Source organism: Candidatus Eisenbacteria bacterium, assembly GCA_035712145.1.
Classification (GTDB): domain Bacteria; phylum Eisenbacteria; class RBG-16-71-46; order RBG-16-71-46; family RBG-16-71-46; genus DASTBI01.
Genome location: DASTBI010000005.1, coordinates 1 through 24,171, shown reverse-complemented (window position 1 = coordinate 24,171; position 24,171 = coordinate 1). Strand labels below are relative to the sequence as shown.

At 67.2% G+C, this 24,171-nt stretch carries 18 protein-coding genes; 10 read left to right on the top strand and 8 right to left on the bottom strand.

Going from position 1 to position 24,171, the window contains the following annotated elements; translation table 11 throughout:
* A partial coding sequence (locus VFQ05_00255) for a S8 family serine peptidase (GenBank protein ID HET9325182.1) occupies positions 1–2,334 on the bottom strand: 2,334 nt, incomplete at its 3' end.
* A gap of 419 nt (positions 2,335–2,753) precedes the next feature.
* Here VFQ05_00255 and VFQ05_00250 point away from each other — a divergent pair.
* The 6 genes from VFQ05_00250 to VFQ05_00225 all read left to right on the top strand — a co-directional run bounded on the left by VFQ05_00250 (position 2,754) and on the right by VFQ05_00225 (position 11,710).
* On the top strand, positions 2,754–3,461 hold the full coding sequence (locus VFQ05_00250; protein HET9325181.1) for a hypothetical protein: 708 nt from the start codon (positions 2,754–2,756) through the stop codon (positions 3,459–3,461).
* Positions 3,462–3,534: 73 nt separating this feature from the next.
* Positions 3,535–4,959, top strand: coding sequence for a FlgD immunoglobulin-like domain containing protein (locus VFQ05_00245; GenBank protein HET9325180.1), 1,425 nt, complete (start codon positions 3,535–3,537; stop codon positions 4,957–4,959).
* A 3-nt stretch (positions 4,960–4,962) separates the two neighbouring features.
* A complete protein-coding gene (locus tag VFQ05_00240) occupies positions 4,963–6,240 on the top strand; it encodes a hypothetical protein (protein HET9325179.1) in 1,278 nt (425 codons plus the stop codon).
* Positions 6,237–9,470, top strand: a complete 3,234-nt coding sequence (locus tag VFQ05_00235; GenBank protein ID HET9325178.1) for a T9SS type A sorting domain-containing protein — start codon at positions 6,237–6,239, stop codon at positions 9,468–9,470. Before VFQ05_00240 ends, VFQ05_00235 begins: the two co-directional genes overlap by 4 nt.
* Positions 9,471–9,584: 114 nt before the next feature.
* Positions 9,585–9,848, top strand: coding sequence for a hypothetical protein (locus VFQ05_00230; GenBank protein HET9325177.1), 264 nt, complete (start codon positions 9,585–9,587; stop codon positions 9,846–9,848).
* A gap of 716 nt (positions 9,849–10,564) precedes the next feature.
* Positions 10,565–11,710 (top strand): hypothetical protein, encoded by a 1,146-nt coding sequence (locus tag VFQ05_00225; GenBank protein HET9325176.1) that lies wholly within the window; start codon positions 10,565–10,567, stop codon positions 11,708–11,710.
* Here VFQ05_00225 and VFQ05_00220 read toward each other — a convergent pair whose 3' ends face one another.
* Together VFQ05_00220 and VFQ05_00215 are read right to left on the bottom strand one after the other, a co-directional pair.
* Positions 11,711–12,112 carry a DUF2752 domain-containing protein gene (locus VFQ05_00220; protein HET9325175.1) on the bottom strand — a complete coding sequence of 134 codons (402 nt, stop codon included), beginning with the start codon at positions 12,110–12,112 and terminating at the stop codon, positions 11,711–11,713. It lies immediately after the preceding gene.
* Complete coding sequence (locus VFQ05_00215) at positions 12,109–12,879, bottom strand: Yip1 family protein (protein HET9325174.1); 771 nt, start codon at positions 12,877–12,879, stop codon at positions 12,109–12,111. The genes VFQ05_00220 and VFQ05_00215 overlap by 4 nt, the downstream gene beginning before the upstream one ends.
* Positions 12,880–13,351: 472 nt before the next feature.
* On the opposite strand from VFQ05_00215, the gene VFQ05_00210 reads away from it, so the two are divergent.
* Positions 13,352–13,948, top strand: a complete 597-nt coding sequence (locus VFQ05_00210) for an iron-sulfur cluster assembly accessory protein (protein HET9325173.1) — start codon at positions 13,352–13,354, stop codon at positions 13,946–13,948.
* Positions 13,945–14,916 (top strand): phosphatase PAP2 family protein, encoded by a 972-nt coding sequence (locus VFQ05_00205; GenBank protein ID HET9325172.1) that lies wholly within the window; start codon positions 13,945–13,947, stop codon positions 14,914–14,916. The genes VFQ05_00210 and VFQ05_00205 overlap by 4 nt, the downstream gene beginning before the upstream one ends.
* A gap of 1 nt (position 14,917) precedes the next feature.
* Here the strand turns inward: VFQ05_00205 and VFQ05_00200 are convergent, their stop codons facing one another.
* Positions 14,918–17,830 carry a FlgD immunoglobulin-like domain containing protein gene (locus VFQ05_00200; GenBank protein HET9325171.1) on the bottom strand — a complete coding sequence of 971 codons (2,913 nt, stop codon included), beginning with the start codon at positions 17,828–17,830 and terminating at the stop codon, positions 14,918–14,920.
* Between the two features lie 222 nt (positions 17,831–18,052).
* Between VFQ05_00200 and VFQ05_00195 the strand changes: the two genes are divergently transcribed.
* On the top strand, positions 18,053–20,446 hold the full coding sequence (locus VFQ05_00195; protein ID HET9325170.1) for a metallophosphoesterase: 2,394 nt from the start codon (positions 18,053–18,055) through the stop codon (positions 20,444–20,446).
* Between the two features lie 4 nt (positions 20,447–20,450).
* Here VFQ05_00195 and VFQ05_00190 read toward each other — a convergent pair whose 3' ends face one another.
* From VFQ05_00190 to VFQ05_00175, 4 genes are read right to left on the bottom strand one after another with little or no spacing between them, the layout of a single operon-like run.
* Positions 20,451–21,116, bottom strand: a complete 666-nt coding sequence (locus tag VFQ05_00190; protein HET9325169.1) for a carboxypeptidase-like regulatory domain-containing protein — start codon at positions 21,114–21,116, stop codon at positions 20,451–20,453.
* Positions 21,113–22,162, bottom strand: a complete 1,050-nt coding sequence (locus VFQ05_00185) for a hypothetical protein (protein HET9325168.1) — start codon at positions 22,160–22,162, stop codon at positions 21,113–21,115. The genes VFQ05_00190 and VFQ05_00185 overlap by 4 nt, the downstream gene beginning before the upstream one ends.
* A 4-nt stretch (positions 22,163–22,166) precedes the next feature.
* Positions 22,167–22,847 carry a DUF4956 domain-containing protein gene (locus tag VFQ05_00180; protein ID HET9325167.1) on the bottom strand — a complete coding sequence of 227 codons (681 nt, stop codon included), beginning with the start codon at positions 22,845–22,847 and terminating at the stop codon, positions 22,167–22,169.
* Entirely contained in the window at positions 22,847–23,605 is a 759-nt protein-coding gene (locus VFQ05_00175) for a polyphosphate polymerase domain-containing protein (protein ID HET9325166.1), read from the bottom strand. Before VFQ05_00175 ends, VFQ05_00180 begins: the two co-directional genes overlap by 1 nt.
* A 264-nt stretch (positions 23,606–23,869) precedes the next feature.
* Between VFQ05_00175 and VFQ05_00170 the strand changes: the two genes are divergently transcribed.
* Positions 23,870–24,171, top strand: a 302-nt coding sequence (locus VFQ05_00170) for a hypothetical protein (GenBank protein ID HET9325165.1), incomplete at its 3' end; no start/stop codon positions are given.

Here is a 24,171-nt window from a genome sequence, read left to right as displayed (position 1 = left end):
TTGAGGGCCCTGGACGATGCGGCGACCCTCGACACGGATCGTCCAGAGACCCGCGCCGGGTGTCGCGAGCCGCACGAGCTCCTCGACGTTCAGCGAATCCCGTGTTCCGCCAGGAGCCGAGACATAGTTGAGCAGATAGTTGCCACGGTAAGTCGTGCCGCCGTGCGTCACGATCAGATCCAGGTCGTTCACGATCTGCACGGCGGAGGCCGGGTTGCCGGGAAAGTCCGTCCAGCACAGCGCGATCTTGAGGGGCTGGGTGGGATCCGTGACGTTGACCTGGTACTCGACGAACTGCTGGTGCGGCACGCCGTCACGGGTGTCGACCAGCAGCGTGCGGCTCGCGTCTCCGGGGAAATAGAGCACGTCGTCGAGAGTGAGACGGCCATAGCCGATCGTGTTGTCGGGAACGTGGAAGGGAGCGACGTCGTCGCGACCGGAGGTCACGGCAACCGCCCGCAGCAGCGCAGCCGATGGGACGAATGCGTTGGCCGGGACCGGCGCCCCGGTCGGATACCATCCCTCCGTCAGATACTGACGCACCAGCGCCAGCGCCCCCGCGACCGCCGGCGTGGCCATGGAGGTTCCCGAGTACGTGGCGTACGTGTACCGGGTCGAGGCGTACGCCGAGGTGACCAAGTCGCCGGGCGCCATCACGGTGGGCTTGCGGCGGCCGTCCCTAGTGGGTCCGCGGCTGGAAAACGAAGCGAGCTGGTTCTGCATCGTGCCGTTGCCCGTGGCGCCGACGGTCAAGCAGTTCTTGGCCGTTCCAGGAGAGGCCACCGAGGCGAATACACCGATGTTCCCGCTCGCGAAGGCAATCAGGTAGTCGGGGTGGCTCCAGGCGAACTGATCGGTCTGCATGGAAGCGAGCGTGTAGCGGCCCAGCAGGCTGGAACCCCACGAGTTGGATGAGATTCGGGCCGCGCCGCCGGTGTTGCCGGTGTACGACGGCTGGAAGAGGTCGTTGAGATCGGCCGGGATTCGCAGCCCGACGCCATCGGTTCCTGCGACATCCATGAAATACAGCTTGGCGTCCTTGGCGATACCGGACCACGGAGCGGCCGAAGTGGGATCCGGGTTGCCCGCAACCGTCCCGGACGTGTGGGTTCCGTGGTAGTCGAAGCTGACGTCGTCGCCGAACGTGATCACGGGCGAGCTGGAGCCCGGCCGGTACGCGATGATCTTGCGGTGGCTCGGGTAATCACCCCAAGTCATGATCGCCTGCGTCGAGTCGTCGAACATCTCGTGGTTGGTGCGGAGTCCGCTGTCGGTGACCATCACCACTTGCCCCTGCCCGCGGATGCCGCGGTCGGTGACAGGGCGGGAGTTCTGGACTCCGGACTGCACCACCCACTGCGCCTTGTCGTTCTTGAACGAGTAGACGGGGGAGGGCTCGATCCATTGAACGTCGGCGATCGCGGCGGCATCGGCGAGCCGCGATGGGTCGAGCTCGAAGCGCACCAGGTGGTTCAGACTGCCTTTGTGCGGCGCGAGATGGGTGGCGCCCAGCGCACGCAGCGCGGCGACCGTCGCATCGCCGTCACCGTCCATGAATAGCAGCGCCGTCACATCGATACGTCCGCTGGCGGACAGGTCGAGAACGGGGCTCAGCTTGTATGCAGGCTCGTAGGGAGCGATCCAGGGTTCCGCGCTCGCTTTCTGCAACCGTTCCAAGGCGTCCGCGCGCATGCGAACGAGAAAACCGCCACCCGACATTGGGCTGATGACCTCGGCCCCCGCGTCAACGATCCGTTTGCGGGCGGCATCCGGTGAGTCGTCCGCGAACTGAACGAGATACGCGCGACTCGCACGAGCGCCACCGGTCGTGGCTTCCGCCCGCTTGAGCTTGGCGGGAATCATGGGGGGTGGACCGCCTGGCACGAGTGAATACCCAGAGGCGAGCTCAATTGGCGCTCGGGCCTCTCCGACGCTGGTTGTCAGGCGCTGGGGAAGATGCCCCGTCGAGCTTGGGCGCAAGGCCCCGTCAGGCCCGACACGATTGGCGAAGCGGGGCACGGCGGTGAACTCTCGGACCTCGCTGGCGCGCATCCCGCCGGTGCGCAGGTCCTTCCACACGACCGCCCACCACAGTTTGGTATCGGTGCGATCGACGAGCGCCAATGCCTCCAGCGGGACGGGACGGGCACCGTAAGGCACGACGGTCCAGGCGAGGCCGCTCGGTACCGACGACCATCCCGACGGATCGAACGGGAAACGCGCGACGACGATCCGCAGGTCCGTCACGCCGGCGCCGGGTGACACCTCGAATCGCGCGGCACCCTCGTCGAGGCGAACACCCGCCACGGGCAGGACGGGTGCGGGAGCAAGCATCGTGGCTGGGCTCTTGTCAGACTCTCGGATCCGCGCGTGAGCGTCGCGGGCCGACGGAGACAGGACGAGAAGCAGTAGAAGGATGGACTTGGCGCGCCGACAGAACGAAAGGGACACGGCACTCGCTTTCGGAGGATGTGAGGGCTCAACCGGACCCATGACGGCGGCCTTGTGTGGCCATCGATGGGCAAGGGCACCGAGGGACGCTAGCGGCTGGCCAGAGAGGTTTCAACGGTTTTTATCCCAGAGAATAATGAACGACTTAGTCGTTGTTACATAAATGGTTACAAAAACTTGATTGGGTTTGAGACGTCTCTCAGATTTCTCTTGTGCAGAATGTCCAGCCCTCGTATGGTCCCGGGCGTTGGGCGCCGAGCGTCGGCGCCGCCGATACTGCACCACCGCTCACGAGGCGTCCTGTGCTCCTCCGACACTCGAGACTCATCGCCGCCGCATCGGCTCTGCTTCTTTCGCTGGCATCGGCAGCCGGCGCAGAGGTGCTCTGGGATCAATCCAACTGGGACCAGCCCGGCCCAGTCGGCGAGGACGACGGTTCCGTGAACCTCTCGTCCAACTCTTGCAACCAGATCAGCGGGAACACCAAGGCCCACACCGCGTCCGACGTGCACTTCGACAACCCGGTGCGCATCACGACCGTCCGGATCTACGAGAAGCGCGGCAACGTCGAGACCGCGACCCAAGGGCGACTCTGGATCTACCCCAAGACCGGCCCTCTGCCCACCACGCCCGGCGATTCGCTCGAGCTGCCGAGCCTGCTGGTGCCCATCACGGCCGTCCTCGAGACGAAGGGGCCGAGCACGGCCGTCCGAGTGACTGCCGGCGGATTGGACATCGAGCTTCCGGCCGGTGACTACTGGGTGTCGCTCACCCCGGTGCACAATCTCGGCATCTTCCCCTACACCGTCCACTTCCACACGGCTGGCCCGGTCATTGGCGATCCGACGGTCGCCATCGTCGCGTGCCCGCCGCCCTTCCCGCCGGGGACCTGGACCTACCCGCTCGACCCGATCAAGCGCCCCGACTACACCATCAAGATCGAGGGCGACGTCCATCGACCGACGGCGACGGCGGCGACCGGCCTGCGAGGAGAAGTTCCGGGGCCGTAACGCTCGTGGGGCACGCCGTCCCCCGGTGCCTCATCGAGCCGAGCTCCATTCGCCATTTCAGGGAGAGAAAGAGATGAAGAAGGCTGTCGCAGTCCTTGCCGTTTGCGTCGCGATTCTGCCGTCAGCGGCTCGCGCCGCGGTGACGTTCGAGTTCATCTTCGACGACGGCACTCTGCACGCTGTTTCGGCGGATGGATCGGTGGTGACGGGCAACACACAGACGTCTGGCAACACGACCGCCTTTCGCTGGACGCAGGCCACCGGCCTGGTGTCGCTCGGGCGCCCGATGCTGGTCGGCGGCGCTGGAGTCCCCGACATCTCCGCGGACGGCACCCGGATTGCCTTTGGCATCGGGAGCCTCGACGGCACGTACACCACGCACGGGCTCTGGACGTTCGGCTCAGGCTGGCAGGAGCTCATGCCGCCCCCGCCTGCGGACGGAGGCACCCAGGATGGTTCCTACGGGAGCGTCTGGGGCCTCTCGGGGGACGGCAACACCGTCGTCGGTCTCTTCAATCGCCCCGGCCAGGGCAATCGCGCCCACGCGTCCAAGTGGACCCAGGCCACAGGCGTCGTCGACCTGGGCGGAACCACGACCGGTCAGGCGAGCCGCGCGAACGCCGTCAACTACGATGGGTCGGTCATCGGCGGCTGGGTCGAGACACCCCAGGGGCCGTGGCGGCCCGCGGTGTGGGCGAACGGCTCTCTCCAGCTTCTGACCAACTACGATCCGCTCACCAACGAGGGGATCGGTGAGGTCCGGGCCGCGAACCAGACCGGCGACATCATCACCGGCTTCGCCCGCAGCGCCGTCGACAGTCCGCGCGGCGTGGCGAAGTGGACGCGCGTGAGCGGGACCTTCGGCGACGTTGAGTTCCTGGGCTGGGTGGACGGCACCGAGACGACTGGGCTCAACGTCCCGTACGCCGTCAGCAACAACGGCAAGGTCATCGTCGGGTACTGCACGTTCGACGGATCCCCGTTCAACACGACCGGGTTCATCTGGACCGAAGCCACCGGCGTCCAGGACATCAACACGTGGCTGGCGGACAACGGCGTCCTCGTCGATCCGAACTTCACGATCCAGAGCCTGGGCGCAATGACTCCCGACGGCACCCAGATCTTCGGCCACGGCCAGATGCTCACGCCGCCTTACACGCGCCGTGCGTTCCGGATCACCGTGCCTCCGACCGTTTCGGTCCCGGAGCCGCGGTTGCACGCGCGCCTCGAGCTGTCACCGCCGCGCCCGAATCCCTCGACGTCATCGATCCGGCTCGACTTCGCGCTGGAGTCCGCGGGCCCGGTGGATCTCTCGGTGTACGACGCCTCCGGGCGGCGTGTCGCCACGCTGCTTCACTCCGAACTTCCGGCGGGCCGGCGTTCGGTCTCCTGGGATGGTCGCGAGGAGAGCGGACGGCCGGTCGGCGCGGGTCTCTACTTCGCGCGGCTCATCACACCGCAGGGCTCGGCCCTGCGGCGCATCGTACGGATGCACTGAATCATGGCGATGATCCTGCCGGCAGAGAGGGCCCGCACCGATCTCAGGCAGATCGAGGCGCTGGCCGGCGAACTGCGCCGGACCATCGCTCCCGTGCTGGAGGCGGTGGCAGGGGTCAGTCCGCGGCCGACTCGCATTTCCCGCGCGATCGGACTCGACAAGAGCCTGGCCAGCCGTCTGGTGCGCGCGGTGACGTCTTCATCCGATCTCGATCTCATGCACCTCGTCCCGTCGCCGGGGGGCTTGCGCATCTTCGCCGACCTCGCCAGCCGTTATGCGGACCCCGCCTCGATCTCGAATCTTCTGGGTGCTACCGAGCGCTTCGAGCAGCTGCTCGACACCGTGCCCGGCGGCCGCACTTCGATCGATGCCCAGATCTCCGACACCTCGAACGTGGCGCTCCGCAAGCGCGAGCACATCGCCAAGCAGGCGTCGTTCAAGTCCATGTCGTTCCTGCTCGGCCACTTTTGCGACGTGCTGAGCACGACGCTGTTCCTGGTGCCTTCGTCCGATGGGCGCCGCGTGGACGGCATCGAGATCCAGCGCCGGATCGGACTCCGTCGCCTGCGCCCGAGCACGCCGCTGGTGCTGTTGTCCATCTGGGGCGATCCCGACGATGCCATGACCGAGAACGCGATCAGCTTCGAGACGCTCGATGGCCACCGCGGGCCCGCCAATCCGGCCGGCTTCCTGCTGCCGGCTTTCAGCACGCAGCCTCTGCCGAGGCTCGACGTCATGCAGGAGGGCGACATGACGGCGCTGGTGCTCGCCGGGGACCCGGCGATCCACGCGCCGTCCCAGCTGACATCGACGATGATCATCCGCAACGGCTGGCCGGTCGAGCCCGAGTCCCGTGTCCACTCCCTGCGCGGTTACGTGCTGCACACGCCCTGCCGACAGGTGGTGCGCGATGTGTACATCGCCGAGTCGCTCTACCCGGATGCGGCGTCACAGGTCTCGTTCGTGCTCCCGGGACCGCGCCCTTCCATGCGGACTCCCGGCGAGGACGGCCGTCGCCACTACTCCGAGGTAGACCTCGCACGCTCGATCGAGCATCACCCACTGGGGCCGCAGAAGTACGAGATTCCGGGCGTTGTGAATCACTCCGCCGTGGTGCGCCATGTGCTCGAGCGCACCGGCCACGGCCTGACGCCCTTCAGAGGCTGGCGACTGACCATGACCTATCCCATAACGTTGATCGAGATGATCTGGTTCCTGACGCACCCGTCGCATGTTCATCCAGCAGATAATTCCACCTCGCCACCCGGAGCAATGCGATGAAGACGATGCCGCGTCTCAAGCGATTTGGCTCAGCACTCGTGCTCGCGAGCTTGTGCGCGCTTTCGGCGAATGCGTTCGCCGCGACCGTGACGAGCGTCGCGAACGGCGGGTGGAACAACCCCGCCACGTGGGACACCGGAGTTCCGGTGGCGACCGATGACGTCGTCATCGGGGTTGGCACCACGGTGACCATCAACACGACCCCGATCACCATCGGCTCTCTGAGGGTCGAGGGATTGCTCGAGTACGACGCCACGGTGCGGTCGCTGACCGTGACCACCAACCTCTCGATCTCGCCCGGCGGGATCCTGCAGACGAACCCGGTGGGCGTTCAGACCGGTCACAACTTGATTGTCGGCGGCAACCTGACGAACGACGGCACGCTCGACCTGAGCACCTCGTCGAACACCTCCGGCGCGCGCCTCACCTTCACGGGTGCGGCGAGCAGGACGTTCAGTGGCACGGGCCCTACGACGGATCTCCGCACACTCACCATCAACAAGGGCACGTCCAACGCGAACATCCTGGAGATTGCCACGTCGGTGCTTTCCGTACAGGGCACCGTCGTGGACGGAGCCCCGATGGCGTTCCTGACGATCACGAACGGCACGCTCAAGATCTCCGGAACCTTTCCCATGGCGGGCAGGACCTCCAGCGGCGGCCTCTTCATTCCTGCCACCGGCGGATTCTGGCTCAACAACCCGAACTACATCGTGAGCGGACAAGCCGGTAATGGAACCGTGAACGGGTTGCTGCGGATCTCGCAGGGCACACTCAACGTGGGTACCGCGGCCAACAACTCGATCGCCTTCGGCAACAACGCCGTCGTCACCGTCGAGGGCGGCGCCATCAACGTGACCGGACGCTTCGGTGTCGGCGCCCCAACGAACAACCTCGCCTACACGCAGACCGGCGGAGTCATCACCGTCTGCACGATCAGCAACAATTCGGCCACGCTCGCGAGCTTCGACCTCGGGCAAGGTCTTGGCCCCGACGTCGACATGAGCGGCGGCACCGTCATCATCCGCAACAGCAGCAGCGGCGTGCCGGCTCGTGACTATCGCAACCAGCAGGGCAACACGGCGCTGGGTATCTCCAACACGGTGCTGCAGTTCGGCGACGCCGGCTCGGGTGCGGCCAAGACGTTCAACGTCGAGGGGCTGCTGCCCAATGTCGTCGTCAGCAACGCTTCGGCCGGCCATACGGTCCTGTTCCGCCCGCCGACCTCCTTCGCCAACAGCGCGCTTGACCTGACCATCAACGCGGGCTGCACGTTCAACATCGGAAACAATACCTACCTGCAGCGCGGCAGCACCGTCACGAACAACGGAACGCTGACCGCGACCGGTCCGTGGTCCCGGTTCGTCTGGTTCCCGGCGGGCGGCAACGGCGTCTACCAGGGCTTCGGCACCAGCACGGGCGTGCTGACGAGCTGGGAAACGCAGATGGCGAACCTGACCATGAGCCAGGTCTCCCCGCTGGTGGCGCGACGGATCATCATCTTTGACGGCAACATCCTCAACTCGGACCGGCTGACGCTGGGTGACGGCAGCGCGACCGTGAACCTGGTCCAGATCGGCAACACGACGACCCCGACGGCCGCCGGAGCCTTCGACGTCGCCCCGACGTTCAACCTCGGCACGGGCGGGGAGCACATTGCCTACCTCAGGACCACCGCGTCGAGCAGCACCGGTTCCGAGATCCCCCCCGGCCGCACGCTCGTCAGCTTGTGGTACGACGACAACGACGCGACTCACGCGCTCACCATCGCGGGCGGTGACCTCACCGTGAGCGGCACGACGGCGCTCACGAACGGCCGAATCATCACGGGCGCGAACAAGCTGGTCGCCAATGGCGTCGTGACGCGGACGGCAGGCTACGTGGATGGCTTCCTGCAGAAGCCGGTGACGGCGGGCGATGCGGTTGCGCAGACGTTCGAGGTCGGCGATGCCCTGGCGTATTCGCCGATCGACGTGACGTTCGCGAGCGTAACCGGCGCGGGCGCACTCATCGGCAAGGCGACGGGCGGTGACCACCCCCAGATCGCGTCGGCGAATCTCGTCCCGAATCGGAGCGTCAACCGCAACTGGACGCTGACGAACTCTGGAACCACATTCACGACGGCCGACGCGGTGTTCAACTTCGTTTCCGCAGACATCGACCCCGGTGCGAACGTCGACAACTTCATCGTACGGAAATATGACGCGCCGAACTGGTCGGGACCGGCGACCGGCGCCCGCACCGCCACGAGCACGGAGGCGACGGGCATCACGTCGTTCAGCGACTTCGCAGTCGGCGAGCTCCAGGTCGACCTGGCGTTCGCTTTCACGCCCAGCACGCTCAACCTCAAGTCCTCCGGTCTGTGGGTCACCGCGTATCTCGAGCCCGCCGATCCCTACGCCGCGAGCCAGATCGACATCGGCTCGATCCGTCTCAACGGATCGGTGCCGGTGGACGCGGATGCTCCCACCGAACTTGGAGACCACGACGGGAACGGCAAGCCCGATCTGATGGTGAAGTTCAACCGCGCTGCGGTGGAGCTGACGCTGACGGACGGAAACGCCGTTCCGGTGACCGTCACCGGCACGGTGGACGGCCAATTCTTCATGGGGATCGATTACATCCGCGTGCTCCGTGCGGTCGTCTCCGCGCCTTCTGCCGGGACCTCCGTTCCGAGCGGAGGCTCCACGACCGTCAGCTGGCAGACGCCAAACGGCATCCAGGTTCAGTCCGTGGCGGTTCTCTACTCGCTGGATGGCGGCGATAGCTGGGAGCTGGTGGAACGCGGGCTGGCGAATACCGGAAGCTATCTCTGGACGTTGACGGACACGCCCCCCAGCGATCGAGCCAAGGTGGCGATCGTGTTGGTGGAATCCTCGGACGAGACGGGATTCATCGTGGATGGCGCGCTCGGGGTGAGTGAAGAATTCACGATCACCACTCCGGTGGGCGTCGGAAACCGCCCGGCCGTGCTGGCGCTGCGCGGCGTGACGCCGAACCCGGCGACGCAACATCTCCGGGTCAGCTTCAGCCTGAAGGGCACCAACCCCGCCACGCTGGCCCTCTACGACATCAGCGGACGGCAGATCTCCAGCCGGCGCGTGGATGGCCTCGGAGCGGGATGGCACACGGTGGACCTCGCCCAGACTGGGCTGAGTGCGGGGGTCTACATGATTCGCCTCACGCAGGACGGCATGAGCCTGTCGCGGCGCGCGGCGTTCGTGCGATAGCGGTCGGTCTCCGCGCCACCAGGCCCGTCGCCTGAGCGTCGGCCTGGTGGCGACAACCATGAACGTCACTTCGTGAACAACAAGAGCGGACACTTCGCGCGCGGAAGGTGGCGGTTGAGCGCATCGCGACCCGCCTCCATCGGTGTCGTCGTACGCTGTGCGTTCTCGGCGCGGCCTGGGGAAACGCTGTTCACGGCGCAGCTCCGGTGCAAGGGCTGCAACAAGTCGATGCTGGTGGTGGCGAAGATGGCGGACTTCCAGGAGGCGAGGGACCGGCACGAGCGTGACTTCGGCTTCCCCTGCGGGCACGACGCGCCGGTCATTTGCAGCGACTGCTACGAAGCCGCGGTGCGAAGCCTCTCGCCGCTGAGAAACTGACGGATCTCACTGGCCCCGGAGCCAGCGAGATCTGTCGGGCCGTCACACCGCGGGGTCTGTGACCAGGCCGAGGAAGAGATACGAGGTGAAGAACCCGCGGATGTAACTTTCTGCTCTCCCTGGGGAGAGTAAGGAGTTGCGACGCAACTGCCCCGGAGGCCCTGAGGTGGTCGCGAGGTTGGCGGCCAAGGTAAGAGCCAAGGTGGTTCTGGAACCGGTAAGAACTTTCGCCGTTCCGGGTCGTGATCGACCATCGAAGAGGCGCCGGATCGTCGCCGACCGAACGAAGCTCTAGGAAACTCCGCTCACTCGCACGACGTCCGACGCCTCCCATACGGGACTCGAACGCCTGCCTGGAAACGCGAACGAGCCCCGCGAACTACCGCAGCAAGCTCATCTTGCAGGAAGCAAGAGTTGCGCGACCGGGCCTGGAACCGCACGCCGTACGTGCATGATGCGGGCTCCCTTCGAGTGGGGTAGGGGGTCGTGCCCCTCGATATCGTGGCCGGGAACGGGCGGTCGGCTCCAGACGCCGGGCGGGTGGGGTGGCGTCGAAGCCGGCTGCCGCGCCGTTCCGACGGGCGGCCGAGCGCGGTGGCCGCCGGCCGCCTTTCCGGCGTAAGCTGGCTTCGATCCGAGGTATCCTACGACCCGACACCTCTCCCCGACAGGACTTCAAGCCATTGCCCAAGCCGCGCGCTCGCGAGACCGACGCCATGGTCCGCCTTTCCGACGAGCTCGCGATCGCTTTGCGCGCGGTGATCGATTCCTCCCCGTTCGCGGGCCTTGGGCCGATCGAGGTCGCGCGCATCGCCGGGGTCGACAAGACGTTCGCGAGCCGGCTGATGTCCGCTCTGCGGACCAGCGACTCGCTGGTCGCCCTGAGCCTGTTCCCCGGCGTGGTGCCGCTCCGGCAGTTCATCGCCGCGGCGCGTGGCCGCGGCGCCTCGGCGCGCGCGGCGCAGCGGGCGGAGCGCGCCCTGCTCGCCTTCGATCACGAGCTGCAACGGAGCTTCGGGATGCGCACCCGGCTCGACGCGGTGATCGCCGACGCCTTGCCGGAGGCGCGCCGCCGCCACGAAGACGGGGCGCGCCAGGCGGTCTACCGCGGCATGGCGATGATCAAAGGCACCTCGATCGATCTCGAGAGCTACACCTGGGTCGTTCATCCGGGCCGGCGGAATCCCAAGCGTGTGGACGTGCTGTTCCTCGCCGCGTTCATTGGCATCCACCGGCTGCGGCCCACGGCGCGGATCCGCCTGGGCGCGAGCCACCGTGGGGCCGAGCCCAAGGGTGGCGCCCGGCTGCTCCGCGAGTTCTGCCGCCCGGCGGGCGTATCCATCTCGACGTCCACCGAGAAGGACAAGGACTACACCTTCTACGAGATCTCGACCGGCTCGGTGCGGCGAGACTCGGCGGCGGAGGTGTTCCTATCCGAGTTTCACGAGAGCATCGCCTCGCGGGCCGGTCCCAAGGCGGAGAAGCGCGAGTGGGCGGTCGGGGATGTGCTCACCTATCCCATCAAGCGCCTCGACCTCACGCTGCTCATGCACCCCGAAGTGTGGCCGGACAGCGAATTCGGGCTTCGCGCGTTCGACACGGCGGGCCGTGGGCTGGTCGCCTTGCCGGATCCCGAGCGCGACTACGATCGGCTCTCGCTCAACGCCCGGGTCGTGCGCTCATCGGCCACCGCCGAGGCCTTGCGCGCTTCTCCAGTCCCCAACTACGCGAAGGTTCTGCAGCACGTGACGGCCCCGCTGGGCTGGAAACTCGAGGCCGCGGGGCGCGCGCCCTTCCGAAGGATCACCTACGAGATCGCGTACCCGCTCTACGGCGCCCAGATCATGCTGGTGGAGGAGTGATCAGCGCCGGGTGAGAATCAGATACGCCCACTGCGCCAGGACCGCGCACCATGCCACGATTCGCAGGCGCCGCGACGCCGCGTCATCGAGGCCCGGCAAAGGCGCGCGCAGCGCAACCCAGGCCGGCGCCACGAGACCGCCGAGACATCCAGCCAGCATGGCCAGTGACGCGAGCGGATTGAGCGCGAGCGCCTGAGGCCAGTCGCCTTGCGTGAGCGCAAGCGCGGCTCGGCTCGATCCGCAGGCGAAGCAGGGGATGCCGGTCATCGAGTGAAGCGCGCAGGAGGGGAGGATCCGAGCGGCGATCGGCAGCCATGGCATGAGCGCCATCGCCACCACCGCCGAAGCCAGCCACAGCAAGGCGAGCGGCAGATCGTCCGATCGTGCTCGCCGCCAGGTCATGGCGACCCCTTCAGCTCGGCGAGCCACGCCGCTCCGAACATCGAGAACAGGATCGCGATGCATCCGCAGCAGAGCAGCAGCGGCAACAGCAGCGCCAGCAGCGCGCGGCCAACGCCGATCTTGTGGACGGCCGAGAGGCCGATGACCTGGAGCACGATGTGCCACACGGCGGCCAGCAGGCTGCCGCACATCGGCAGAAAACCGCCGAGCGCGGAGATCTGCGCATAGCACATCACACGGAAGGTCTGGACGAAGCCGCTCTTCGCTCCACCGACCATCCACAGGAACAAGTGCTGGAAGGCGGCGGCGACGAGCAGGAACCCCGGGAACCACAGAGGCGCGGCGAGCGCGATCCCGATCGCCACGATCGGAGGCGTGCGCTCGAAGCCCTGGTCCTTGAGCCAGGGCAGCCACTGCTCCATCTGGCTCTGAAACGTGATCTCCCAGAACGTCCCGGCCAGGATGCCGGGCCAGCCCACCAGGAGCGCGAACCCGAGCGGTCGCATCCAGGCACGGGTCGCCGTCACTCGCTCGTACGCGCGCCGCGGCTTGGTGGCGAGCAGCCGGAGCGTCTCGTAGAAACCGGCGAAGAAGCCGAGACCCGGCTGCTCCCAGGGAATCGGTTCGGGTCCCGCTTCCGGGGGAGGCGGACCCCCGCCGTAGGGAACCTCCCAGGATGGGGTGGCGGGAGGAGGTGGAGGCGATGGAGGAGGTTGGAAGTCCCGAGGTCGGTATGGATCGGCTGGATCGGGCGGCCGCTCTTCCATCGAAAACCCTCCCTGTCTCGTGCGCGCATGTTGGAGGAGGAAAGAGGTCCACGCAACCCCGGCGAAATGGCCGATCCATCGCGCCAGGAAACGCGTAATTCTGGGGCTTTCGTGACCGTTTCAAACTTCCGTTCCGCGCTCGTGCGTTTCGCGATTGACGCTTCCCTGACTCGGGTTCATGCTTCTCATGGCTCGCACGGAGTCTGACCGGGTGTCCGCCTTCCCCTAGGTGGCGCAGCGACCCCGCAGTGTGAGCTATGTCTCGCGGGCCTGCCGCCCACGGGACGAACGTGCGGGAAATGACCGACCCGCATGTCGAGGGGGCGTCGGAGAGGAATATCTTCTCGCGGATAGTGATCCCGCGTTCGCAGCCTCTCGTTTGGCGCGCGCGGTGGTCCCACTCGCCGGCGCCCCCTAGAGGCCAAGACCAGGCCCGTTGCACGCTCTCCCCGCCGCCCGCTATCCTCGATCCGTGATCACGTTCACCGATGTCGCCCGCCACAAGATCGTCGGCCTCATGGCCAAGGACCCCAGGAAGGACCTGGCGCTGCGGTTTTCGATCGATGGCCGAGGACCCGGCGGTTATCGCTATCGTCTGGGATTCACGCCACTTGGCGACAGGACCGCGGCAGACACAGCGTTCGATGCCGGCGGCTTCCAGGTCCTGGTCGACGGAGACACCGCACCGAAGGTCGATGGGGTGACGATCGACTTCGTCGAGACGCTCCAGGAGAGCGGGTTCAAGATCGACAATCCCAACTCGCCGTGGGCCGACCCGCTCGCCCAGGCGGTCCAGCGCGTGCTCGATGACGACATCAATCCGGCGGTGGCCGCCCACGGAGGCTTCGTCGTGCTTCACGAGGTGAAGGACGGCGTCGCCTACATCGAGCTCCATGGGGGCTGTCAGGGCTGCGGGATGGCATCGGTGACCTTACGGGAGGGGATCGAGGTGCGCCTCAAGGAGATGGTCCCCGGGATCAGGGAGATCGTGGACGTGACGGATCATGCGGTCGGGGCCAACCCGTACTACGCACCGTCGGAGGACGGGCACTCTCCCCTGAAGGAATGACCGGTGCCGGACCGGCGCTCTTCCTGCTCTTCCTCGAGAGCTCGGGCGTGCCCCATGCGCACCTGAACGATCGTGGCGCCGCGATGGCGGCCGCCGATACGATCGCGGTCCCGATGGTCGCCGACTCCACGACTACGACCTCCGTTCCCGCGGCCATCGACTCCACGTCGAAGCCGGCGCCCGTGCCCAAGCGACGTGGCGTGCTGAGGCGGGCTACGCATATGGTCCACGCCTTCGCCACCGATCTCGCATTCGTCGCGACCTCGCCACTTCGGATGTCGGCCAAGGACGCCCTCATCACCGCGGGCGTGGTGGGCGCCACGGTGATCGTCTACAGCTACGACAACGAGATCCGACGGGCCACGTTGCGTAGTTACGGCGACCCCGCCTTCGACGCCGTGCTCGACGTCGGGAACCAATTCGGTGATGTGGGACTCATGGGGCGAACCTGGCCCTACTGGGTCGGGGGTGCGGTGGTCGGCACCGCGCTCGACATCGATCCGCTCCAGAGCGTGTGTCTCGACGTGATCGAATCGCACTTGATCGCGGGAGGCATCAGGAACCTTGCCAAGTTCGTCATCGGCCGTGACCATCCCTTCGAGGCAGGCCGGTCCGTGTTCTTCGTCAGTGGAACCTCGATGCCTTCAGGCCACACCTCGGTGGTCTTCGAGATCGCCACCATCTTCACCCGGCACACCGAAGGCATGCCCGGGGCCGTGCAGGTGGCGGTCGGCGTGACCAGCTACGGGATCGCCACGGCGGTGGCCCTCCAGCGCTTCAGCACCGACGCCCACTGGGCCTCCGACGTCATCCTCGGCGCGGCGCTCGGTTCTCTGGTGGCCAACACCGTGGTGAACCGCAATCAAGAGCGGCGGAGGAACGAAGGCCTGGCCGCCGGCGGCCCCACGCTGACGCCGACGCTCGGCTCGTCGGGTCAGCCGGCCCTGGCGCTGGTCTGGCGCTTCTAGCTCAGCGGGATCGCACGACGCGCTGGGTCAACGTGCCCGCGGGCGTATCGAGCCGCGCGAAGTAGAGGCCGCTCGCCACCGCCGCTCCGTTCTCGTCCTTGCCGTCCCACGTCGACTCGTGCGGACCCGCCGCCATGAGACCGGCAGCCAGCTGGCGAACGCGCCGGCCGGAGAGATCGTAGATCGCCAGGCTCGCCGCCTCCTGGATCGGGAGCTGGAAGCGGAAGCGGGTCCTTTCGCGGGACGGATTGGGGGAGGGACGCGAGAACGACAGGGCCGGGCCGGACGTCTCGCTCACCGCGGTGGTCCCGTTGGTGAAGCTCAGCAGACGCAGATCGTCGACCGCCGCTTCGACCAAAGACGGGTCCAGGAGGTCCTCGGCGATGAAGCGCAGGCGCATCAGGCCGGTCGGCGGAAGGAAGTCCTTCACATAGAAGACGACCCGCCTCCACGAGTTGTCGCTGAGGGGAGTGCTCTCCACCGGAACATAGGAAAGTCCCCCATCGTTCGAGATGTCGACCCGCCACAGATCGCTGCCTGGCGCGGCTCCGAGGTTGTTCGTGTACCAGCGGTAGTACTCGATCAGCGCGTCGGGGCCTGCGGCCAAAGCGTCGAACGTGCTCGTAAAGAGGGTGGTGCGGCCGTTGTCCACGTCATGCGCGCCGGGCGAGAAGTCCATGATCGGATTCTGGGTCACGTAGCAGAGGATCCCGGTCGGCGTGTGATCGGCGTCGGTCTGGACCTGCTGGTCCCCGAGCGTGCTGCCGATCGGCGCCACCCACTGCCAGCGGCCGCTGACGGCGTCGTCCTGAGGGTCTCCCGGGATCCAGCCGGCATTCGCCTCATGATCGTGCAGCATGTGGGTGATCGTCGGACCGGCCAGGAAGGCGATCGGCTGCTCCGCGTTGCGTGGGAGCGTGCGCGAGTCTCCATGCTGATCCGAGACACTGAGGTAGTAACGCACGATCGAGCGCGCAGGCGCCGGAATGGCTCCGACGTAGTCGCTGCCGCCGATGGACGTCAGCGGAGTCGTCCCGATCGGGCTGTCGTTCACCGAGTATCGAATGCACGGGCTCGCGGGATCGAGACCGCCGAACGGTCCCGAATAGGCGATCTGGCACTGGATCGAATAAGGGCTCGGGGTGGGTTGATCCACGAGCGGCACATGCGCCATCGAGATGAACACGCCGGTGCCGATGCCATGGGCGCCGAAAGCGGTGGCGATCTGGTCGAAATGCGGCGTCCCGTTGGCGAGATCCCCGTCGTTGTCGTCGGCGATGAGGACCTCGGTGAAGTACCGGCCCATCGCCATTCCGTCGTTGGCATCGTCGGGGACGCCGTACTTGGCGAAGTGTCCAAGCCGGTCCGCGAGCGTGAGCCCGATCGACTCGCGCAGGTCCCACATCGCTCCAGCGACGATCAGGCCAGTGATGTGCGGATCACTGGAGGCGTCCTCGGGCCACCGGGCGCTGTTCTCGGCGGACCGCAGCGCGGTGCCAGGACCAAAGAAGCCTTTGCCGAAGATCGGGTTGTCCTGGACGAAGGCGGCCGTCACGTCCGCCAGACCCTCGTGGAGGGCGCCATTGAACATGCCGAACGGAGAGCCGGCCTGGACGTAGAGGTTGTCGTTCACGCCGTGTCCGTACTCGTGGTAGACGACGTCCGGCATCGTGGCGATATTGGGGCAGCCTCCGCCCTCCCCGTAGAAGTTGACCGAGAAGCCGTCCCAGAACGCGTTGCAGTAATCCGGGATGTTGACCACGCACGGCATCGGATAGTCGTTGCCGGTGAACCCAGGGTCGATCGACTTCAGGTGGTCATGGACCAGGTTGATGTGGAAGTAGGCGTCGCGCTCGCCCTGATGCGAGTTGGCGTCGCTCCAGGGGATGTGCGCGAGTCCCGGTTCGGTTGCCGTCGTGGAGAAAACCGCGTCCGCGTCGTCCGAGCGGTACACGTCGCAGAACAATCCCTCGAGCGCGGACTCGACGGTCACCGTTCCGGTGGCCGGTGAAGTGTAGATCCCCGCAGCGTCGGCGAATACGTTGTTGCCGCCGACGCCGACCCGCTGGTGAGGAAACGGCTGAGGCTGGGTGGGGCCAGTTGGCAACCCGAGGTGGACCGGTCCGTTCACCTGCCCGGCGATGTCGAAGCGCAGGCGATCATGACGCCAGCGCACGGCGCCGTCGGCCGCGTCGACCAGCACGATCCAGCTCGCCGGCGGCGTCGTCGCACGCGCTCGCACCTCACGCACCAGCCGGTAGGTCGGGCCGCCCGAGCCTTCCTCGGGAAGCCAGTAGAGATTGTCGCCGCCTTCGATCCGTGCGCCGGGGCCGAGCTTCAGGTCGGCGCGCGCCGCATCGCGCGCCCCGGACGCATCGATCGCCGGCGCCGCCTTCATTCCGGCGTCCAGCGGCCTGGCGTCGACGCCGAAGGCCATGAGCCGGGCTGGACCGCCGACGCGGAACTCCCAGCGCTCGAACAGCACCGGCACGCCATCGGCCCGTCGCCGGTAGCTCGCGTACCAGACGGAGCCCGCGCGCTGGACGCGCACGGTCTCCAGGTCACGGGACGCGGCGCGGAAGATTCCGGGATTGGAGGTGATGAAGTCGCGCAGCGCGCGATCCACGCCCTCGCGATCCTCGAGGCGAGCCGCCAGACGAATTCCCGGCCCGGTCGCCAGCGAAGGCGTCTCGGCGCGCTCGTTCCACATCGCCCGCCATGCGCCGTGGCGCGCCTTGAACCCCTGCCACGCCGGCCTTTGATCGAGCTCGATCTGGCGATCCGCGTGCAGCTCGGTGCGGTGAGGCCATGCGTGCGGGGCCTCGGGACCGGGGACGCCCCCACGTGCCGCGTGAGCCGAAGTGGCGAGGAGAAGGCCCGGCAGGAGCAGCGCAAACAGCGTCATGCGAGGCATGGTCCCTCCTGGAGTCGGGCCTGCGTGGACGTCGCCCGCGAAGGCTAGTCCCGGCTGAACCCTGGCTCAACCAGAAAGGCGTCGTGAGCGGGAGGCGCTCCTCGAATCGGCGTCCGGCTCGAAAAATGTCCTCGCGGTTCGATTCGCGAGCATCGATCATAGGGTCGGCTGTCGATGCCCTTCGAGTTCCCTCTCCCTCGTGGCCGTTCCAGGCGGACCCCCATGAGACGCCTTTCTCTGCTGGTGATCGCGGTGGTTGGCGCCGCCCTCCTCTCGCAGCCCTCGAGGGCCCATCGCGGCGTTCACGATCTCATCGAAGAGAAGTCCGCGAAGGCCGCCGCCCAGCCGAACGTCGAGTCGGCGCTCGAGCTGGCGGAGCTGCACCGGCTGGCGGGAGAGCTCGATGCCGCCGAGGCGCAGCTCGAGCGCGCGGCCGCGATCGATCCCCACGAGCCGAGCCTCGATCTCTGTCGCGCGGCGCTGGCGCTGGAGCGCAACCGCGCCACCGAAGCCTCGGTGGCGATCGAGCGGCATCTGGCGGGCTTCCCCGAAGACCCTCGCGCCCTCGAGCTCCGGGCACGCGCCCGCGTCCTCCAGGGCGACAGGCTGGGAGCGGCCCGCGATCTGGCGCGGGTCATTCATGGCGTCCGCTCGCCGACGCCTGATCTGTACGTGCGCCGGGCGAGCCTATTGATGGAGGCCGGGCTCGATCATGCGGCGCCGGCGCTGGCCACGCTGGAAGCCGGGATGGAGCGGCTCGGACGGATCGCGAGCCTCGAGCTCGCCGCGGTGGACATCGAAGAAGCGACGGGCCACCCGGACAAGGCGCTCGCCCGGCTCGACCGGATGTCCGCAAGCCTGCGGCGGCCGGGCGCATGGCTTTCGCGTCGTGCGGAGCTGCTGGCGCGCCAGGGAGACACGGATGCCGCGCGCTGGACGTCGGCCGCGGCCCGGGCCGCGCTTCGGGATCGGCGCCAAGGGACCCAGGCGGCGGTGGCTCTCGCCGCGCCGCAGGGCGAAGCGCCGCAGGCCCAGGCCATCCCAGGCGGCCAGGCGCAGCCCGCGCGCATCGCCGCGGTCGTGAGCCGGGGGCCGTACATCGGCAACGCGTCGCCGAGCCGGATCACGATTCGGTGGCGCACCGACGTCGCCACCGACGGCCAGGTTCGATACGGGACGAGTCTCGCGAATCTCGACCTCACGGTGTACGACCCGATCGCGACCACCGAGCACGTCGTCCACCTGATCGGTCTCGCCGCCGATACCCGCTACTACTATTCGGTGGGCACCGGGACCGAGGTCCTTTCGGGAGGCGACGCGCAGACCAGCTTCGTCACCCCGCCCACGCCGGGAACCGTGAAGCCGACGCGCCTGTGGGTCATTGGCGACTCCGGTACCGGCGGCTCGGGAGCGGCCTCGGTTCGGGACGCCTTCGCCGCCTACGCCGCGGCCACCAGGCCCGCGGATCTGTGGCTCATGCTCGGTGACAACGCCTACAACACCGGCACGGACGCCGAGTACCAGAGCGGCGTCTTCGACCTGTATCCCGCCTTGCTGCGGAGCACTGCGCTGTGGCCCACCCGCGGAAACCACGACGCTCTGTATTCCGGGGCCAACAACGACTACTACGACATCTTCACCCTGCCGATCGCGGGCGAGGCGGGCGGGCTGCCCTCGGGGAGCGAGGCCTACTACTCGTTCGACTACGGGAACATCCATTTCATCTGCCTCGACTCGGAGGGCAGCAGCCGCGCCGTGGGCGGCCCGATGGCCGTGTGGCTGCGCGCCGATCTCGCGGCCACGCCGCGCGACTGGGTGATCGCATTCTGGCATCACCCTCCGTATACGAAGGGATCGCACGACTCCGACAACGAATTCGACAGCGCCGGGCACATGGGGGAGATGAGGCGCAACATCGTGCCCATCCTCGACTCCGCGGGCGTGGACGTGGTGCTGGCCGGCCACAGCCACAACTACGAGCGCTCGTTCCTTCTCAACGGCCACTATGGCGTCTCGTCCACGCTCACGCAGGCGATGAAGGTCGATGACGGCAATGGCCGCTGGAATGGCGATGGTCCGTACGCCAAGCCTTCGGTCGGCACCGGACCTCGGGAGGGCTGCGTCTACGTGGTGAATGGCGTGGGCGCCCAGACCGGAGGCGGGTCGCTCGATCACCCGGTGATGATCAGCTCGATGAACGTTCTCGGATCGCTCGTGATCGACATCGACGGCAACCGGCTCGACGCGCGGTTCCTCGATATGCAGCGCGCGGTTCGTGACAGCTTCACGATCATGAAAGGCGCTTCGACCGGCGTTCCCTGGGGAGCCGAGTCGGGGGGGCCGGGTTTGCGCGTGCTCTCCGCCCAGCCTTCCCGGGGCACGGTACGGTTCGGTTACCGGCTTGCGCACGCGGGTCCGGCACGCGTGGTGATGCTCGACGCGCTCGGGCGCCGCGTGCGCGTGATCCACTCGGGAGTCCAGCCCGAAGGGGAGCACGAAGTGTCGTGGGCCGGGGAGGACGATCAGGGCCGGACCTGTCCGGCAGGCGTCTACTTCGCGGTGCTCGACGCCGAGAGTGCGACCTCGGCGCGCAAGATCGTCCGCCTCGGGCCCTGAGCCCTCACTCGAAGATCACTGGAATGCGATGGCTCCGTGCATCGGTGCTGTCGGGAAATTGAAACCGGACCAGCCATTGATACTGGCCCGGGCCGACCGGGACGCCTTGATAGGAACCCTCGGTTCCGTAGCCATAGAAGCGAGCGGAATCGGTGACGGCCCAGGAGGACCTCCAGACGTCTTCGCCCAAGGCATCGTAGAGCTGCACACGAGCGAGCACCCCGCTGTCGGGAGGAGATGACCAGTGAAAGTCGAGCGCCGCGAAGGGGCTCGGCACCGTCACGGTCGCGTTGGCCACCGGTGCCATGGGCCGGGCGCCGTGGCCGAAGATGTCGAGCGCGATCCGCCGCTTGCCGTCTCCGTCCGCGCGATAGAACTGCCGGCGCACGGACGCGAAGTCGCCGGAGCGATTGCTCTCCGCCCGGACCTCCCACAGGCCCCCGGGCACCGCGTAGAAGCGAAAGACCCCCTGGGGATCGCTCTGGGTGTCGAAGACCTTGGCGTCGGTCGCCACGTTGTGAAGCTCCACGTCGACGTCGGCCGCGGGCGACGATGCGCGGGTCACCGTCCCCTCCACGTCGGGGGATGGGCGGCGCGGTCCCGCGCCGTCCTGCACGTCCACGGAGCAACCACTCAACAGAAGGAGGACGATCGCCGCCCGGCGCATCATCGCTGCCACTCCCACGCGATCCCCGTGCGCAGCTCGGAGTCCTGCAGCACGCCCTCTTCATCGAACGCCGTTTCGGGGAAGTTCGAGTCCCTCCAGCGCAGGATCCCGTTGCTGACCCATGAGAATGCGCGTGAAAGACGGCGAGTGACCTCGAGCTCCGCCTCCCCGCCCTGGTCGCGGCGTCCGTAGTGATCCTGATCGTCCGGGTTCGTGCTGGTGAAGCGCCGCCAGACGAGCTCGAGGTCGAGCGTCACGGTTTCGAGCAAAGGCACTTCCGCGAGCGCGATCCCCGCTACCGCCCGCCAGTCGCGGTACGAGCGGTCATCGGGATCTCCAGGATCGTTCTCCGTCCACGTGGCCCGGTACTCGGCCCCGCCGCGGACCACGAGGTTCTTGCTCAGGGTGCGCTCCAAGGCGCCGCCGCCGCCGAACGTCTCCCGGTCACGCCCCTCGAAGGGCCCGTCGTAGCGCCGCTTCGAGCCCAGGACCAAGACCTCGGCCGCCGTGCTCTTTCCCCACGGCTGGTGGACGTCGAGCTCGAGATCCCCGCGCTCATAGACCTCGGGACGAAACAGCGGTTCGCCCGGGAGCGCGCCCGAGTCGAGTCGATGCCGCACGTAGACCTGCGGTCGATACTCGGCTTTCAGGTCCACGCGGCTCGAACCGGCCGGGCGCAGCCGAAGTCCGAGCGTGAGGTGGTCCTCGCTCTTGATCGGGTTGTGTAGATACTGACGGCGCTCCCAGGACAAACGGAGCCTGGGCCGCCCGCCGAGGTCGTCGGCCCTCCACTCGGCCTCGGCCTCGCCCTCCCCGAATTGGTCCGACAAGCGATCCACGGCGAAGAACGTCGAGGTGCCAGGGATCCCGAACGTGGCTTGTTCGAAGTCCGAGATGTCGAGCAGGTTGCTGTCGTGACCCAGCGTGAAGCGGGCTTCCCAGCGCGCCGGCAGCAAGCCGGAGACGCCGGCTCCAACCGGCCTTGTCGAGGCCGACCCGAGTGCGCCCGCCACCAGCACCGTCGTCAGGAGTCTGCGCGGGAGACCCATGGTCTCAGGCTTCGGGTTCCTCGCCCAGCGAGAGCTGAACCCGGATCACACCCTCGAGCGCGGCGAGGTCGCGAATGAGGTCCTGAGAGCGCACGTTGGGGCGGAGACGCACCTGGAACATGTGATGAATGCCGCTGCCGGATCGCACCGAGCGGCCGCTCACGAAATTCCAGTTCTCGAGGTGACGCCGGAACACGTCGAGATAGGGCTCGCGGTCATTGCCGCTCGACTCGATCTCGAAGCCGAGCAGATAGGCGTCCTGCGAAGTGCCGTGCCGTGTCCAGTGGAGAACGCCGAGGAAGAGTCCGACGAGCGGGGTCCCCATCAGCGCGAGCAGGAGGTTCCCGGTCCCGGCGGCCATGCCCGCGCCCAGCGCGTAGAAGACGAACGCCGTGTCCCGAGTGTCCTTGACGACCGTGCGAAACCTCACGATCGACATGGCCCCGGCCAGGCCAAATGCGCGGGCGATGTTGTTGCCGATCACCATGATCACCAGGCACATGATCATGGACATGAGGATCAGGGTGTTCACGAACGAGAAGGACACCACCATCTGCCGGTGCGTGGCTCGGTAGACCGCCGCGATGAAGAGTCCGAGCAGGAACGCCACGAGGACGTTGATGACGATCGGCGCCCAGTTCGAAGGCTGAGGGGAGAAGGAGAACGAGTGAAGCAACGAATCCATCAGGAGCCCTGGGCTGCCCGTGGTCCGTCGTCCGCGGCCGAGGGGCGCGGGATGCCCCAGGAGTCGATCCCCTCGCAATATTTCGAATAGGACTCGCGCCGGAGGCCGAACTCGGTCGCGAGGTCCATCCACCACCGGGGCGGTCGGGCGTCGAATTTGAGCTCCAGGACACATCCTTCCTGGAACGGCCGCAGATCGGCGCCCGCGAGCAGCTCCTGCTCGAGGGGACGCATGCGGCTTCGCAAGTCCGAATCGAAGGTGATCCGAAGATAAGGCTCGACCTTGCCGACCAGCGCCTGGCGCCGATAGCCGATCAGCACCGCGGGAACCAGTCCGAGTGATTTCATGTTGTAGCGGAAGCGCTCGAGGGTGCGCAGGTCGCTCGCGGGTCGTCCGGCCATCAGCACCTTGGGATCCACGCCGTTCAGTGCCCCGGCGACCTGCGACTGATGGATGGACGTGCGCTCCTTGACGACCTCCTTGTCGATCTTGCGCTTGATCTCCAGGTAGTAGAGCTCGTCGCCGTAGTTCCGGATGCGCAGCTTTCGCCGGACTTTCGCGCCGTCCTTGCGCTCGTGGTAGAAGCGCAGGTCGGGCGTGTCGTAGTAGAGGCTGAGGACGCTGTAGGCCCCGTCCGCGCCGCCGTGGGCGTCGGGCTCGGTGCGGGGGATGAGCGCCTGTCCCAGCCGAGCGGCCTGCTCCAGGGACACCCGGTACTTCCACTCGAGGCGCCGCACGTGCGACGGGTCGATCGGCAATGGATCTCCACGTTCGCCGCAGCGCCCGTGGAGCGCGGAAGCCGGGGGACGAACCGTCGGGGGGGATCGAGGAAGCCTTGAGGGCGAAGATTCTATGCAAGGCTCAGTCTGAGGTCCAGAACGAATTGCCACAATTCTGTTGTGGTGCGGTCGTGCCCAAGCCTATCCTTCTTGCCGATCGCTACCTCTCTCCAGGCGGTCTTCTCCATCCCCCCACCCTCCTTCGGATACAGCCCGAGTCGAGGATTTTGGAGGAGTTTCATCGTGCCGGGACGCCTTCGCTTCCTGCTCTCTGCCCTCGCCGCCCTGACCCTCACCACTTCACTCGCTTCGCGGGCAATCGCCCAGAACTGGCCACAGTTCTACGATCCGGTGGTCGTTCGCACGCTCAACCTCACGATGAGCGGGTCGGACTGGAACACGGTGAAGAACGACATGACCTTCAACCAGGAGGTCCCGGCCCAGCTCTCGATGCCTGGGGAGACACCCTTGCTCGTGGCGGTGCGCCGCAAGTCGGGCGCGGCCGTCGGCGGCGAGAAGGTGCCGCTCAAGATCGACGTCAACGA